Genomic DNA, 14,789 nt, shown 5'->3' on the forward strand with positions numbered 1-14,789 from the left:
GGGCGAGTGGCAGGCAAGGGGTCGGACATGGGCAAGGGAACGGTCGGCGGCGGCGGTACGACGATGCTGCGGCGGATCAACGTGGCGGCGGTGCTGGACGCGGTCCGGCGGTCCGCCCCGGCGCCGCTGCGGGTCGCGGAGCTGGTCGAGCGGACCGGTCTGGCCAGACCGACCGTCGCGCAGGCCGTCGACGAGCTGCTGGACAACGGCTGGTTGCAGCAGCACGGTCCCGACTCCGCCGACCGCTCGCTGGGCCGGCCGGCCATCCGGGTCTCGCTGCGCGGCCGCGCGGCGCCGGTGCTCGGGCTGGACGTCGGCCCGCACCGGGTGACCGTCGGTGTCTCCGACCTGGCCGGTCGCAAGCTGTCCCTCGTCCGCCGGTCCGGCCCGGGCTGGACCGCCCAGGAGCTGCTCGGCGTGATCAGCGAGGTGATCACCGAGGCGCTGGACGAGGCGGAGGTCCCGGCCGAGGACATCGCCGCGGCGGTCGCCGCCAGCCCGGGCATCGTCGACGAGCACACCGGCCGGGTCCAGCTGGCCCCGAGCGTGCCGGGCTGGTCCTCGGTCGACCTGGTCAAGCACGTACGCAGCCTGCTCGACTGCCCGGTGATGCTCGACAACGACGCCAACCTGGCTGCCCTGGCGATCGCCGCCGCCCGGGGCGGGACCGGCACGCTGCTGGCCGTCCAGTGGGGTGAGCGGCTCGGTGCCGGCATCGTGATCGACGGCCGGCTGCACCGCGGCACCGGCGCCGCCGGCGAGATCGGCTTCATCGCGACCGCGACGGACGACGTGATCAATCCCGAGGACAGTCGCGGACCGTTGGAGCGTGCCGTCGGTTCCGAGGCGATCGCCGCGCTCGGCCGGCAGGCCGTGCTCGACCACCCGGACTCCCGGCTCGCCGAGCTCGGCCGCGACCAGCTGGACACGGCCGACGTGTTCGCCGCGGCCGCCGAGCGTGATCCGGTGGCTCAGGCCGTCGTGCAGCAGGTCGCCCGCGACTTCGCCCGCGCGCTGGCCCCCGCTGTCCTGGTGCTCGACCCGACGGCCGTGGTGATCGGTGGCGGCGTCGCCCGCGCCGGCGCCGTACTGCTCGACGCCATCTCCGACCAGCTGCGGCTGCTCACGCTCAACCACCCGAAGCTGGAACTGTCCGCGCTCGCCGAGGACGCTGTCGTCACCGGCGCGATGCGGATGGCGCTGGACGAGGTGTGGCAGCGCAAGCTCCCGACTCCGGCGCTGACCACCACCGCATAATTTCTGCAGCGGTTTGCTCGTCCTGACCGGCGGGCACCGCGCACCCATGAGCACCTGGACCGAGAGCCGCCCGGTTCGCAGCGCCGGCGTACTGGTTCTGCTGGTCGCCGCGGTCGCCGCCGCGGCGCTGATCGGCGTCCTCGGGGTGGACGGCACCGCCGAGCGCTACCAGCAGCTGCAGCAGCCGTCCTGGGCGCCGCCGAGCTGGCTGTTCGGCCCGGTGTGGACAGTCCTGTACGCCATGATCGCCGTCAGCGGCTGGCTCGTCTGGCGCCGCGTCGGCTGGAGCCGCGCACTCGTCCCGTACGCCGTCCAACTGCTCCTCAACGCCGCCTGGACTCCGCTGTTCTTCGGCGCCGGAGCGATCGGACCGGCCCTGGTGGAGATCGTGCTGCTCTGGGCCACCATCGCGTGGACCGTGCTCACCTTCGCCCGGGTCCGCCGGTCCGCCGCGGCCCTGCTGGTTCCGTACTGGGCCTGGACCACCTTCGCCACCGCGCTGAACGCCTCGATCTGGTGGCTCAACCGCTGAGCTGACCACTCGGCACACGGCTGTGACACTGCAGTGGGATGATCACTGCGTGTCAGGGCAACAGGCCATCCCGAAGTGGCAGCAGTCGGCAGCCGGCTGGGTAGGTCTGGCGGTCGTCAGCGCGGCCATCTGGTCGTTCGTCGCGGTCCCGCTGCACCTGGTCGCTCCCGAGGTGGTGAAGCGGGTCGAGGGAGTCATCGACTTCACCGGCATCCCGGCCGGGCACACGTTTCTCTCCGCGGTCTACCTGGCTGTCGTCGGCAGCGCGCTGCTGCGCGGCAAACGAGCTGCCCTGCTCTGGGTGCTGTGGGTTTTCGAGGGCCTGACGCTGGTCACCCAGATCGCCGCGCTCGGCTTCATCAGCGTGCGGATCGCGAACCCGAACGACCCCGACCTGATCGCCGAGTTCGGCCGCGCCTCGATCGAGGACCTGGAGGTCGGCATCGTCCGGGTGCTCGTGCCGGCGCTGCTGATCGTGCTGCTGTGGCGGATCCGGGACAGCTTCCCCGCCCGGCTCGCCCCGGGCAGCCGGCGGGTGGCGATCGGCGTACTGGTCACCGGCCTGCTGATCTCGATCGCGGTCAGCATCGCGCTGACCCAGGTCGTCCCGAACACGCTGCAGGGCCAGAAGGAGAAGATCGGCTGGGCGGTGTTCTCCGCCTTCGGCCAGAGCCGGGCGCGGATGGGTTCCGGGCACGAGGGGCATGCCTGGGTCGGGCTGACCGTCGGCTTCCTGTCCGCCGCTTCGCTGGTGATCGCGTTCTGGATCTTCCTGCGCTCGGTCCGCCGGGTCCGCTACCTCAGCCAGGCCGAGGAGCTGCAGGTCCGTCGCCTGCTGCTCCAGTACGGCGAACGCGACAGCCTCGGCTACTTCGCCACCCGGCGCGACAAGGCCGTCGTCTTCGCGCCCGGCAACGACGCCGCGATCGCGTACCGGGTGGTGAACGGGGTCAGCCTGGCCAGCGGCGACCCGCTCGGCGACCCGGCGGCTTGGCCCGGCGCGATCGAGCAGTGGCTCGCCGAGGCCCGCATCTACGGCTGGTCCCCGGCCGTTCTGTCGGCCAGCGAGGAGGCCGCCCGCGCGTACGTCGACGCCGGGCTGCGGGCGCTCGCGATGGGGGACGAGGCGATCATCGACGTCGCCGACTTCAGCCTCGAGGGCCGGACGATGCGGCCGGTCCGGCAGGCCGTCACCCGGGTCCAGCGAGCCGGCTACCACGCTCAGGTCGTCCGGCACGGCGACCTCGCGCCGGACGACCTCGCGCAGTACGTCGAGCTGGCGGAGCGGTGGCGCGGGGCGCGGACCGAGCGCGGGTTCTCGATGGCGCTCGGCCGGCTCGGGGACGCCGCCGACGCGCGCTGCGTGATGGTGATCGCGCGGGACGCCGGCGGCGCCGTGCGCGGCCTGCTCTCGTTCGTGCCGTGGGGCGTGCGCGGTGTCTCGCTGGACCTGATGCGCCGCGACCCGGAGTCGGTGAACGGGTTGATGGAGTTCATGGTCACCGCGCTGGTGGACGCCTGCGGCGATCTCGGCGTGCACCGGATCTCGCTGAACTTCGCGATGTTCCGGGAGATCTTCAGCGACGCCGAGCGGGTCGGCGCCGGGCCGGTGCTGCGGCTGACGAACGCGCTGCTCACCGCGGCCTCGCGGTTCTGGCAGCTGGAGAGCCTCTACCAGTCGAACGAGAAGTACCTGCCCCGCTGGTCCCCGCGGCTGATCTGCTACTCGCGGGGCGCTTCGCTCGCGCAGGTGCTGCTCGCGGCCGGGACCGCCGAGGGGTTCCTGCCGGCGCCGCGGCCGTGGACCCGGGTCGACGCCCGCAGTACCGCGGACCGCAACGCCATCGCGGTCGGCGACGACGGCCGGTTCGCGATCACCGTGCAGGAGCAGGAGGACGAGCTGCTCCGGCCCGCGCTGCCGGACCGCCGGCTCACCGAGCAGGAACGCATCCGGCGGGCCAAGTCGTCCGCGATGGTTGCTGAGGGCATCGATCCGTACCCGGTCTCGGTGCCGAGGACCGAAACCCTGGAGCGGATCCTCGCGCTGCACCAGAACCTGCCGCCCGACCACCACACCGGTCACCACGTCTCGGTCACCGGGCGGGTGATGCGGCTGCGCGACCACGGCAACCTGGCGTTCGCCCAGCTGCAGGACGGCCTCGACCAGCTGCAGGTGATGCTCGCGGCCGGCACCTGCCCGGCCGAGGACCTGCGGAACTGGGACCGGTTCGTGGACATCGGCGACCACGTCAGCGTCACCGGCGAGGTGGTGACGAGTCGCCGGGGCGAGCTGTCGGTCGCGGTGACCGGCTGGACGATGGCGGCCAAGTGCCTGCACCCGTTGCCGGACAAACGCAAGGGTTTCACCGATCCCGAGGCCCGGGTCCGGCAGCGCCACCTCGACCTGGTGACGAACCCGGACGCGCTGCGGATGCTGCGGCACCGCAGCACCGCGGTACGGGCCCTGCGGCACGGGTTCGAGGCGCGCGGATTCGTCGAGGTGGAGACGCCGATGCTGCAGGCGGTGCACGGCGGGGCGAACGCGCGGCCGTTCGTCACCCACATCAACGCCTACGACACCGACCTGTTCCTGCGGATCGCGCCGGAGCTGTTCCTCAAGCGGCTCGGCGTCGGCGGACTCGGCAAGGTCTTCGAGCTGAACCGCAACTTCCGCAACGAGGGCGCCGACGCCACCCACAACCCCGAGTTCACCTCGGTCGAGGCGTACCAGCCGTACGCCGACTACCACGTGATGCGCGAGCTGACCCGGGAGCTGCTGCTGGAGACGGCCGTCGCGGTGTTCGGCAAAGCGGTGGTCCAGCGCGACGGTGCGGAGCTCGACATCTCCGGCGACTGGCCGGTCGTCACCGTGCACGACGCGGTCAGCCGCGCCGCCGGGGTCACGATCGACCCCGGTACGCCGGTCAGCCGGCTGCGGGAGATCTGCGCGCAGCACGGCGTCCGGGCCGGCTTCGACCTGTCGGCCGGCGAGCTCGTCCTCGAGCTGTACGACGAGCTGGTGGAGCCGCGGACCACGCTACCGACGTTCTACACCGACTTCCCGCTGGAGACGTCGCCGCTGCCCCGGGGCCACCGCACCGATCCGCGGCTGGCCGAACGCTGGGACCTGGTCGCCTTCGGCGCGGAGATCGGTACGGCGTACTCGGAGCTGGTGGACCCGGTCGAGCAGCGCCGGCGGTTGACCGAGCAGTCGCTGAAGGCGGCCGCGGGCGACCCGGAGGCGATGTCGCTGGACGAGGACTTCCTGGCCGCGCTGGAGTACGCGCTGCCGCCGACCGGTGGGCTCGGGCTGGGCGTCGACCGGATCCTGATGATGCTGACCGGCCAGAACATCCGGGCCACGCTGGCCTTCCCGTTCGTCCGTCCCACCCCCCGGAGCTGAGCTCGCGCCGCAGCCCGTGCACGTCCGGGTCGCGGGTGCACCGGACGAGCCTTACGCTTTGCCGACAAGGATTTTCCATCCTGGGGGGCAGCGATGCGGAAGATGGTCTCGGTGGCGCTGGGGGTGGCGCTGCTCGGTCTGGCGACCGGCTGTGGGAACGGCGACGACGCCGCGGACGACGCGCCGACGAGCTCGGCGACGACGACGTCGGTCCCGACAGCGAGCGCGCCGGCCAGCGCGCCCAGTGCGCCGGCGTCCACACCGGCGGGGCCGGTGACCGGAGCGCAGTACCAGGCACAGCTGGCCGAGGCGGACCGACGCATCGCCGCCGAGGTACGCGGCCTCACCGGCGCCAACTCCGCGACCAATCTGCAGAACGCGATCCTGAGCCTGTCGGAGCGACTGACGACCGAAGCGACAATGCTGGGCGCCCTCCAGGTTCAGCCGCACGTCGCCGCTGCGCACAAAACGCTGCAGACCCGGCTTCGCGCGGCAGCCACGGCGTTGTCGGCGCACGACACGGTCGGGACCGACGCCAAGTGCGGCGGCGTCGTCTACACCTCCCAGACCGTGCAGCGGAAGCTGACCGCGGACCTGACCGCGGCGGTCACCCCGTTGGCCAAGCTCGGGCTGAGGTTCGGCACCTCGCTGCCGAAGGTCGAGCCGGAGCCCGCCGACCAGCGCCCGTCGAACGGCGACGTCCTGGTCCGTTCGGGTCCGCGCGGCTCGGGCCGGCTGCAGGTGAAGAACGGGACCGCCCAGGACGTCGCGGTGGCCGTGGTCACCGACGGCAAGCCGCCGGCCAAGCCGCACCTGCTGGTCTACGTGCAGGCGAAGAAGACCGCGACGATCAGCCGGATCGGCGGCCAGTACCACCTCTACGCCAAGAGCGGCACCGACTGGAACCCGAAGCGCCGGCAGTTCAGCAAGGACTGCAGCTTCCTGAAGTTCGACCAGGGCTTCGGCCGCAACGAGGGCTGGCGGGTCGACCTGCAACCGTCCGCCCTCGGCAACGCCTCCACCAGCGACGTCGCCCCGTTCTGACCGCGAGCGCGGCGGCTAGAAATCGTCCGGCAGCAAGCGGTACGCCGCGTGTGGCGTCAGCGGCCGGACCGCACGGAAGTCCCGCCGGTCGAGCGTCAGGAGGGTGTCGGTCCGGTACTCCGCCGCCAGGGCGACCGTGACGGCGTCCGCGAGATCCAGGTCCAGATCGGCGTAGCGGCGCATCACGGCCGTGGCGGTTTGCAGGATCGGCGTGCTGATTTCCGGCACCTGAAAGCGCATCCTCTGCACCTGGGCGAAGAGCAGGTCGAGAATCGCCGTCCGTGCCGCCGCACCGAGACGTGCCCTGGCAAGGTGGTCGACCTCCGCCAGAACCAGCGGAGACAGGATCACCGTGCCGGCGTCTTGCAGCGCCTGGCGGCAGCCGGTTGCCTCCTGCGCGTTCCGGTCGAAGGCCGCGATGATGCCGGAGGTATCGGCGACAAGAATCACTGAGTACCGGCTCGGTGTGCGACGGCCGACCGGACCTCGTCCTTGTCCGCCGGACTGCCGGGACCATCGAAGGTCGGCCAGTCGAGCGGCTCGTCCCAGACCCGGTTCGCCATCGCCGCCAGGTGGATGCCCTCCCGGATGATCTCCGCCTCCGGCACGCCACGCCGTTCGGCCGCCTCCTTGATCAAGGCGAGGTCAGCCGGGTCGGCGTACACGTTGGTGCGCTTCATGGACATGTACCAACGCTAACACATGTACTAGCTAGCTGAGCGCCTGCAGGCCGACGACGGAGAGCAGTTTGAGTTTTTCGGCGGCCTCGGTGCCGGGGGTGGCGGTGTAGACGACGATGCGCAGGTCGCTGCCCGGCACGGTCAGGATGTCGCAGTCGAGGGTGACCGCGCCGAGGTCGGGGTGCTGGATCGTCTTGCGGTCGGAGTCGTGGAAGCCGGTCCTATGCTCGTCCCAGGCGGTCGCGAACTGCTCGCTCGCGGCGTGCAGCTCGGCGATCAGCGCGCGCAGGTCGCGGTCCTTCGGGTAGCGCGCGGCGGCCGCGCGCAGGTCGGTGACCATGGCGAGTCTGAACCGGCGAGCCTGTTCCTCGGTCTGCACCACCTTGACGGAGCGGCCCGCCCAGCTGTCCTCGACAGCGGTGTAGTGCCGCCAGATGATGTTGCGGGCCCGTCCGCGCAGCGCCGACGGGTCACCGAGCAGCGCCGCCCACAACGGGTTCCAGCTGATCATCGTCCAGGCCGCGTCGCACACCATCACCGGCGCACCGTCCAACTGGTTCACGAGCCGCTGGACGCCAGGTGGAATGTACGCAGAGATCTGCCCCGGCGTCGGCGGCGTCTGCCCGGCCAGCACGAACAGGTGGTCGCGTTCCGCGTCGCTGAGCCGTAGTGCGCGGGCCAGCGCGGTGAGCACCTGGACCGACGGAGCCGACGACCGGCCCTGCTCCAGCCGGACGACGTAGTCCACGGACAATCCCGCCAACTGGGCGAGCTCCTCACGCCGGAGCCCGGGCGCCCGCCGTACGCCGTTGACCGGCAGGCCCGCTTCGGCAGGGGTCACGCGGTCGCGCCAGGCGTGCAGCATGTTGCCGAGTTCTCCCACGTGCCCAGTATTGCGGTTCGTGCCGGGAACAGCCTGGTACTGCCAATCCCTACGACCGCAGGCCGGCCGTCACGGAGTCAGCAGGTCCAGCAGGGCAAGCAGGTGGTCCGTCAGCGTGGGATTGTCCGGCGGCTCCGGGTCGTCCGGCGGACCGGACGGTGTGGGCGACGGAGTACCGGGCGGAGGGCTCGGCGGCTGCGACGGGGTGGCAGTCGAGGTCGCGGTCGGCGTCGGGTCCGGGCGCGGCCGGACCGTGCGCTCGTCGCCGGGCGGCGGGGGCTTCGCGGTGACCGGGTCGCCAGGACGCGCACTCTGCTCGGCCGGGCCGGGCGTCGGCGCATCCCGCTGGGGACCGGACCGGGAGTCGCTGTTGTCCTGACCGGCGGAGCCGGCGGTGTCCGGGGCACCGGGCAGCGTCGCCGGTGGCGGGGTCGGGTACGGCGTCGTCGTGGCCGGCGGGTCGCCCGGGATCCGCGGAAAAACCGGGTCGGACGAGCTCACCGACGGTGGTCCGTCGACCGGGTTCACCGCGTCGGCGGTCTGGGCCGGGCCGGGCAGTGGAAGCAGCGGGACCCGGGGACCGCCGAGCAGGCTGACGACGGCCAGCACGGCGTACAGGGCGGCGAGTGGCAGGGCGATATAGGTGAAGCGTCGGATCTCTGGCTCCTCAGGCAGATTCCGGCGAGGTGGTGCCTGTTCTTTCCTCGGAGAACAGCCTCACAACCTTTGGGACCCTAGCGGGTGAACACCCGTTTGAAACACCCCCCGGCCCGAATCTTTGCGCAACGCGCCAGCTCCGGGGCGCGACGGCGGCGGCCACGTGCCAGCCTGCTGGGATGACGCTCCTGCTGCTGCACGGCCTCGGCGCGACCCGCCGGGTCTGGGACCACTGGCCCGTCGGCGACCCCGGCGTACTCGCTCCTGACCTGCCCGGCCACGGCACGGCCGAGCCCCTCGACCACTACAGCTTCGAGTCGATCGCCGCCGCGGTCGCCGCCGGCCTGCCGGACGACGCCGGCGAGCTGGACGTCGTCGGCCACTCGCTCGGCGGCGTGATCGCCCTGGAGCTGGCCAGCGGCCGGTACGGCGTTCAGGTCGCCAAGGTGGTCGCGCTCGGGGTCAAGGTCTCCTGGTCCGACGACGACCTGGCCCGGACCGCGGCACTCGCGGCGAAGCCGGTGGCCTGGTTCGACCAGCGCGAGGACGCGGCCCAGCGCTACCTCAAGGTCTCCGGCCTGCAGGGGCTGGTCGATCCCGCGAGCGACGCGGTCGACCACGGCCTCGTCCAGCACGACGGGCGCTGGCGGCTCGCGCTGGACCCGCGGGCCTTCGGGGTCGGCGCGCCGAACCTGCCGCGGCTGCTCCGCGAGGCGTACGCGACAGTGACCATGGTCCGCGGCGAGCTGGACCCGATGAACACCGACGCGGAACTCGCCGCGCTGCACGACCGGACCGTCACCCTGCCGGGGCTCGGCCACAACGCCCACGTGCAGGACCCGTCAGCACTCGATCACGTTGACGGCCAGGCCGCCCCGTGACGTCTCCTTGTACTTGATCTTCATGTCCGCGCCGGTCTCGCGCATCGTCTTGATCACCTTGTCCAGGGTGACCACGTGCACGCCGTCGCCGTGCATCGCCATCCGGGCCGCGTTGATCGCCTTCACCGCGGCCATCGCGTTGCGCTCGATGCACGGGATCTGGACCAGCCCGCCGACCGGGTCGCAGGTCAGCCCGAGGTTGTGCTCCATCGCGATCTCGGCGGCGTTCTCGACCTGCTCCGGCGTACCGCCGAGCACCTCGCACAAACCGGCCGCGGCCATCGAGCAGGCCGAGCCGACCTCGCCCTGACAGCCGACCTCGGCGCCGGAGATCGACGCGTTCTCCTTGTACAGCACGCCGATCGCGGCGGCCGCCAGCAGGAACCGGACCACCCCGTCCTCGGTCGCGCCGGGCACGAACCGCCGGTAGTAGTGCAGCACCGCGGGAATGATGCCGGCGGCACCGTTCGTCGGCGCGGTGACGATCCGGCCGCCGGCCGCGTTCTGCTCGTTCACCGCGAGCGCGAACAGGTTCACCCAGTCCATCACCTTGAGCGGGTCCACCGACCACGGGTCCCGGGTGAGCTTGCGGTGCAGCGCGTGCGCGCGCCGGGGCACCTTCAGGCCGCCGGGCAGCACGCCCTCGGTCTCGCAGCCCTCCTGCACGCAGTCCTGCATCACCTGCCAGATCTGTAGCAGACCGTCGCGGATCTCCGCCTCGCTGCGCCAGGCGAGCTCGTTGGCGAGCATCACCTCGCTGATCGGCAGACCGGACTCGCGGCACCGGTCGAGCAGCTCGGCACCGGACAGGAACGGGTACTTCAGCGGCGTCCGGTCCGGCACGATCCGGTCCCCCGCCGCGGCGTGCTCGTCGACCACGAACCCACCGCCGACCGAGTAGTACGTCCGCTCCCGGACGACGGCGCCGGCCGCGTCGCGGGCCAGGAACGTCATCCCGTTCGGGTGGTAGGGCAGCGCCTTGCGGCGGTGCATCACCAGCTGGGTGCTCTCGTCGAAGGCGATCTCGTGCTCGCCGGCCAGCCGCAACCGGCCGGCCGCACGGATCGCCTCGACCCGGCGCTCGACCGACCGGGTGTCGACCGTCTCTGGGTCCTCGCCCTCCAGACCGAGCAGGACCGCTTTGTTGCTGCCGTGCCCGTGCCCGGTCGCGCCGAGCGAGCCGAACAGCTGCGACTCGACCGCCGTCGTCCGGGTGAGCAGGCCGTCGGCGGCCAGGCCGAGCGCGAAGGTCCGGGCGGCGCGCATCGGGCCCACGGTGTGGGAGCTCGACGGGCCGATGCCGATGCTGAACAGATCGAAGACGCTGATCGCCATGGAGGATTCCTTCCGGTCGCCGTTGACCGATCGGTGTGCCTCCCCGCTCTGTCGGACGGCCGTCCTCCAGAGGTGCCTCGCCCGTGCGGTGAGGGGGCCTGAGAGATTCTGGGGAGAGTTGCTCCTACGGCGCCCGGGTCCGTACCACCTGCCGGCCCGGGTCTCTCCCGCACGGGTTCATGCGGCTGTGCAGTTTGCTCTGTCGCCGCGACGGTACGGCGCGCTCGTGGCACGCGTCAATCCGGCGAGGGAGGCTTTTCCCCCACACGGGGGAACCGCCTCGGGCTCGACCCGTGGAGGCTGAACGCATGACAACGATCACGCGGCCGGCAGGTGTCACCGCAACCACCCGGCCGGCCTGGATGCACTGGGCGCCGCGGCTCACGGCCGGCTGGGCGGCGGCGTACGGGCTGGTGCGGGTGTGGTTCGCGACCGGGCACGCGCCGGACTGGAAGTTCCCCGGCGGCGATCTGCTGCTTCCGGACTGGGCGTCCGTCGCCGCCTGCGTGATCAGCGCACTGGTCGTCGCCTGGCCGGCATCGCGGACCGGTGTCGTGCTCGCCTGGGCGGCGGCCGCCGGCTGGGTCGCCGTCTGCGCGATGGCGCTGCTCGACGTGATCGGCGGCGTCCTGCCCGGTCTGGGCATCCCCTTCGACCTCGCCGGGATGCTGAGCCGCTTCGGTGGCCTCACCGGCGCTGCACTGCTCGCCGCGACGGCTCTGGCTCGCCAGCGCCAGCTCGACCCGACCTGTCTGAGCTGCAGCGGCGGTCCGGCTCGAGTGAGCTCCACGCCGCGGTGGGCCGTGGCCGGAGCCCTCGTCGCCGTCGCAGGCTGCCTGATCCGGGTGGCCGCCCAGGCCGCCGTGGGCTTCGACTTCGTGCCGTACGACGCCGGACTGGCGATGATCGTGTTCGAGGGCGGGTTCCTGCTCGCCGGCATCGCGCTTCCACTGCTGCTGGTGACGCGGATCGGCCGGGTGTTCCCGCGCTGGATGCTGCTGCTGCCCGGCGGCCTGCTCGGTGCCGGCATCACGGCGTACTTCGGGGTCGGGCTGCTGCAGATGGTCGTCGCGACGCTGTCGGGCGAGCCGGTCTACACCGATGTCGGCTTGCCGGCGAGCTTCTTCTGGGTGGCCGTGCCGGCGTACCTGGTGTGGGGCGCCGGTCTGGCGGTGGCGACCGCCGGCTACTGGCTGCGCACCCGCAAGCCGTGCGGGACGTGTGGGCGCTAGCGCAGGCGACCGGTCCGCGCCGCCCAGAGCTCGAAGAACCAGGTGAACAGCGGCGGGATGCTCGCGGCCAGCGCCAGCAGGGTGGTGGGCCAGCTCCAGCGCAGCGGCTTGCGGACCACCGCGACGGTCAGCACGTAGAGCATGAAGATGCCGCCGTGGATCGGGCCGAAGATCTGCACGCCGATCTCGTTGTCGGACAGCACGTACTTGAACAGCATGCCGATCAGCAGCCCGGTCCAGGAGATCGCCTCGGCGATCGCCACGACGCGGAACCAGGTCGCGTGCTTGGAACCAGCCGGCGCGTCCACGGCTGCAACAGTCTCGGTCATCAGATCAGCGACCTTAACAAGCGCCTTCAAGTCAACCAGGACAGTGGGTCCGGGCCGGCACCGTCCCGTCCAGCAGGTAGGCCCCGACCCGGTCGTCCACGCAGCGGTCGATCCCGCCGTACGCGCCGTGGCCGGTGCCGTCCCACCGGAGCAGGACGCCGGAGTCGAGCCGGCCGGCGAGTTCCTCGGCCCACGCGTAGCGGCCCAGGGGATCGCCGGTGTTGCCGAGGACAACAATCGGCGCGGCGCCCTCGCCGTCGATCGGGCGCTCCCGGCCGACGCCCGGGAACGGCCACTGCGCGCAGGTGAGCAGCAGCATCCCGGTGAGCTGCCCGAACCGCGGAGAGGCCCTGGCGAAGGCCGGCATCGCCGCGCGAACGGTGTCGACGGTCAGCCGGTCCGGGTGGTCGAGACAGTTGACGGCCGCGTTGACCACCGCGAAGTTCGAGAACGACCCGTCCGCGCGGCGACCGGTGAAGGCGTCGGCGAACCCCTGCAACGCCTCGCCCTGCCCGGCGTACGCCGCGGCGAGCGCGTCGCTGAGCCGGGACCACAGCGGCGGGTCGGAGAAGCCGATCGTGAGCGACGCGAGCACGCCTGAGCGCCTGAGCGGCGTACTGCGCTCGGTCGGCAGCGGCTTCACGTCCAACCGGGTGAGGAACGCGTCGAACGTCGCCAACGCGTCCTGCAGGTTCGCGCCCAGCGCGCACGGCGCCGACGCCAGGCAGTGCCGGACGGGCGGTGAGCACGAGCACGGTCGTCCGGCGAATCATGCGATCAAATTAGCACAGTCGTATTGAACGACCTGACCCGCAGCCTTCCCCCACGCGCCGTCCGGGGAGCGCTCCGGGACAGCACCGGATGCCGTGGCCGCGGGCAGAGCCAAGGATCGACGGTGTCCCCCACCGACAGGAGAGCTCGTGTGAACATCCGACGCCGTACCACTGCCTGGGGCGTGGTTCTGGCCACCTCCCTGGCGACCCTCGGCCTGCCCACCGCCGCCGCTGCCCCGACGACTGCGAGCACCCCCGGCGCCGTCGCCTGGGAGCCGTGCCGGCCCGAGCCGGGCGACACCGAGCAGGAGCTGAAGCTGCTGCCCGGCTCCGAGTGCGCCACCGTGACCGTGCCGATCGACTGGAACCGCCCGTCCCGCGGCACCTTCGAACTGTCCATCGCCCGGCGCAAGGCCCAGCAGCAGCGGACCGGCGTCCTGGTCTTCGGGCCGGGCGGTCCCGGTGACTCCGGGGTCGAGCGGATCCGGACCGGGATGAGCCGGTTCAGCCAGCGGCTCGAGGACCGCTTCGACATCGTCAGCTTCGACCCTCGGGGCATTGCCCGCAGCAACCCGGTGATGTGCTCGGCCGCGCTGATCGCCCGCCAGCCGTCACCGATCATGAAGAGCCAGGCCGACTTCGACCGCACGGTCCAGTACAACCGTGAGCTGGCTGCCGACTGCCGCACCCACACCGGCGCGCTGTACGACCACCTCGACATGCTGCAGACCGTGCGGGACGTCGAGGCGATCCGCCGCGCCCTGGGCGAGCAGCAGATCTCCTTCCACGGCAGCTCGTACGGCACGATGCTCGGCACGCAGTACGCCGAAGCCTTTCCACAGCGCGTTCGGGCCCTGGTGCTGGAGAGCGTGAACGACCACAGCACGCCGACCACCCGGAGGTTTCTCACCGAGCAGGCAGCCACCGCCCAGGACTCGTTCGACGAGTTCGTGCAGTGGTGCGCCGACTCGACCAGCTGCGCACTGCACGGACGGGACGTGCGCGCGCTCTGGGCGGAGCTGCAGCGGCGCGCCGAGCTCGGTCAGGTCCCGGACCCGCAGCGGCCGCAGTACGCAACGACCCGGTTCATGCTGGGATTCGCGGTCTTCCGGCTGCTCTACGGTCCGGACTGGGCGCGGCTGGCGCAGACCCTGCGGGCGCTGGAGACCAGCCCGCCGCCGACCCAGCAACCGCCGGTTCCGACCGGGCTGGCGCCGTTCTCCTTCGCCCCGTTCTGCCAGGACTGGGACCTGCCGCTGCGCGACTACCGCGAGTACGCCGGCCTGCTGAAGCGTGTCGGCAGGGCGAACCCGGAGATGCGGTACCCGGGGCAACTGATGGCGATCACCACGTGTCTCGGCCTGCCGAGGGCGGACAACCCGCAGCACGTGCTGAAGGTGCGGGACCTGCGGACGCCTGCCCTGCTGACGAATTCGCTGCACGATCCGGCGACGGGGTACGAGTGGGCCCGCAACGTCGCGCGGCAGCTCGGCCGCCAGGGTGTGCTGCTGACCTACGAGGGCTGGGGACACGGCAGCTACACCACGAGCCCGTGCGTCGAGGCACTGGTCGACAACTATCTCGTCGACCTGACCGTGCCGCCGCGGGGCACCCGGTGCGCCGCGATCCTCCCCACCGCCTGAACCGAAGGATCACCCTCGGTTCACCGAAGATGAACCGAGGGTGATGCCCGGCGGATCGAAGGCTTTCCCTTGAACCGGTCGCACCGACCCGTTGATCACCGTCGGTTTGCTTGTGGTCATCGTCGGTGAACCTCAACGAT

The 14,789-nt window shown here is 71.8% G+C and carries 14 protein-coding genes and 1 riboswitch; of the genes, 7 read left to right on the forward strand and 7 right to left on the reverse strand.

What is annotated here, in order from left to right:
• Window positions 1-6 precede the first annotated feature (6 nt).
• From KFLA_RS32435 to KFLA_RS32450, 4 genes are all read left to right on the forward strand, one after another.
• Window positions 7-1,257, forward strand: coding sequence for an ROK family transcriptional regulator (locus KFLA_RS32435; protein ID WP_012924079.1), 1,251 nt, complete (start codon window positions 7-9; stop codon window positions 1,255-1,257).
• A 46-nt stretch (window positions 1,258-1,303) separates the two neighbouring features.
• Window positions 1,304-1,789, forward strand: coding sequence for a TspO/MBR family protein (locus tag KFLA_RS32440; RefSeq protein ID WP_012924080.1), 486 nt, complete (start codon window positions 1,304-1,306; stop codon window positions 1,787-1,789).
• A 49-nt stretch (window positions 1,790-1,838) separates the two neighbouring features.
• Window positions 1,839-5,192, forward strand: a complete 3,354-nt coding sequence (gene lysX, locus KFLA_RS32445) for a bifunctional lysylphosphatidylglycerol synthetase/lysine--tRNA ligase LysX (RefSeq protein WP_012924081.1) — start codon at window positions 1,839-1,841, stop codon at window positions 5,190-5,192.
• Window positions 5,193-5,285: 93 nt separating this feature from the next.
• Window positions 5,286-6,236: a hypothetical protein gene (locus KFLA_RS32450; protein WP_012924082.1), complete on the forward strand. Its 951-nt coding sequence runs from the start codon at window positions 5,286-5,288 to the stop codon at window positions 6,234-6,236.
• Between the two features lie 15 nt (window positions 6,237-6,251).
• Here the strand turns inward: KFLA_RS32450 and KFLA_RS32455 are convergent, their stop codons facing one another.
• The 4 genes from KFLA_RS32455 to KFLA_RS32470 form a co-directional block, all read right to left on the reverse strand.
• Entirely contained in the window at window positions 6,252-6,686 is a 435-nt protein-coding gene (locus KFLA_RS32455; protein ID WP_012924083.1) for a PIN domain-containing protein, read from the reverse strand.
• On the reverse strand, window positions 6,683-6,922 hold the full coding sequence (locus KFLA_RS32460) for a ribbon-helix-helix domain-containing protein (RefSeq protein WP_012924084.1): 240 nt from the start codon (window positions 6,920-6,922) through the stop codon (window positions 6,683-6,685). Before KFLA_RS32460 ends, KFLA_RS32455 begins: the two co-directional genes overlap by 4 nt.
• A 25-nt stretch (window positions 6,923-6,947) precedes the next feature.
• Complete coding sequence (locus KFLA_RS32465; protein WP_012924085.1) at window positions 6,948-7,799, reverse strand: helix-turn-helix transcriptional regulator; 852 nt, start codon at window positions 7,797-7,799, stop codon at window positions 6,948-6,950.
• Window positions 7,800-7,868: 69 nt separating this feature from the next.
• Entirely contained in the window at window positions 7,869-8,408 is a 540-nt protein-coding gene (locus KFLA_RS32470; RefSeq protein WP_012924086.1) for a hypothetical protein, read from the reverse strand.
• Window positions 8,409-8,635: 227 nt separating this feature from the next.
• On the opposite strand from KFLA_RS32470, the gene KFLA_RS32475 reads away from it, so the two are divergent.
• Window positions 8,636-9,337 (forward strand): alpha/beta fold hydrolase, encoded by a 702-nt coding sequence (locus KFLA_RS32475; protein WP_041289584.1) that lies wholly within the window; start codon window positions 8,636-8,638, stop codon window positions 9,335-9,337.
• Here the strand turns inward: KFLA_RS32475 and KFLA_RS32480 are convergent.
• Window positions 9,299-10,672 carry an L-serine ammonia-lyase gene (locus tag KFLA_RS32480; protein ID WP_012924088.1) on the reverse strand — a complete coding sequence of 458 codons (1,374 nt, stop codon included), beginning with the start codon at window positions 10,670-10,672 and terminating at the stop codon, window positions 9,299-9,301. The two genes, KFLA_RS32475 and KFLA_RS32480, sit on opposite strands and share 39 nt — an antisense overlap.
• A gap of 76 nt (window positions 10,673-10,748) precedes the next feature.
• A riboswitch (glycine riboswitch) is annotated at window positions 10,749-10,852 on the reverse strand.
• A 128-nt stretch (window positions 10,853-10,980) separates the two neighbouring features.
• Here KFLA_RS32480 and KFLA_RS32485 point away from each other — a divergent pair.
• Window positions 10,981-11,904: a hypothetical protein gene (locus tag KFLA_RS32485; protein ID WP_012924089.1), complete on the forward strand. Its 924-nt coding sequence runs from the start codon at window positions 10,981-10,983 to the stop codon at window positions 11,902-11,904.
• Here the strand turns inward: KFLA_RS32485 and KFLA_RS32490 are convergent.
• A complete protein-coding gene (locus KFLA_RS32490) occupies window positions 11,901-12,233 on the reverse strand; it encodes a DUF3817 domain-containing protein (RefSeq protein WP_012924090.1) in 333 nt (110 codons plus the stop codon). The two genes, KFLA_RS32485 and KFLA_RS32490, sit on opposite strands and share 4 nt — an antisense overlap.
• A 31-nt stretch (window positions 12,234-12,264) precedes the next feature.
• Window positions 12,265-12,912: an alpha/beta hydrolase gene (locus KFLA_RS32495; protein WP_012924091.1), complete on the reverse strand. Its 648-nt coding sequence runs from the start codon at window positions 12,910-12,912 to the stop codon at window positions 12,265-12,267.
• A 243-nt stretch (window positions 12,913-13,155) separates the two neighbouring features.
• Between KFLA_RS32495 and KFLA_RS32500 the strand changes: the two genes are divergently transcribed.
• Window positions 13,156-14,649 (forward strand): alpha/beta hydrolase, encoded by a 1,494-nt coding sequence (locus KFLA_RS32500; protein WP_012924092.1) that lies wholly within the window; start codon window positions 13,156-13,158, stop codon window positions 14,647-14,649.
• Window positions 14,650-14,789: the final 140 nt, after the last annotated feature.

Source organism: Kribbella flavida DSM 17836, assembly GCF_000024345.1.
Classification (GTDB): Bacteria; Actinomycetota; Actinomycetes; order Propionibacteriales; family Kribbellaceae; genus Kribbella; species Kribbella flavida.

Excerpts from the sequence above, each read along its gene's own strand:
- KFLA_RS32440 (WP_012924080.1), top strand. The coding sequence starts at position 1,304 with ATGAGCACCTGGACCGAGAGCCGCCCGGTTCGCAGCGCCGGCGTACTG.
- KFLA_RS32450 (WP_012924082.1), top strand. The coding sequence starts at position 5,286 with ATGCGGAAGATGGTCTCGGTGGCGCTGGGGGTGGCGCTGCTCGGTCTG.
- KFLA_RS32460 (WP_012924084.1), bottom strand. The coding sequence starts at position 6,922 with ATGTCCATGAAGCGCACCAACGTGTACGCCGACCCGGCTGACCTCGCC.
- KFLA_RS32475 (WP_041289584.1), top strand. The coding sequence starts at position 8,636 with ATGACGCTCCTGCTGCTGCACGGCCTCGGCGCGACCCGCCGGGTCTGG.
- KFLA_RS32480 (WP_012924088.1), bottom strand. The coding sequence starts at position 10,672 with ATGGCGATCAGCGTCTTCGATCTGTTCAGCATCGGCATCGGCCCGTCG.
- KFLA_RS32485 (WP_012924089.1), top strand. The coding sequence starts at position 10,981 with ATGACAACGATCACGCGGCCGGCAGGTGTCACCGCAACCACCCGGCCG.
- KFLA_RS32490 (WP_012924090.1), bottom strand. The coding sequence starts at position 12,233 with ATGACCGAGACTGTTGCAGCCGTGGACGCGCCGGCTGGTTCCAAGCAC.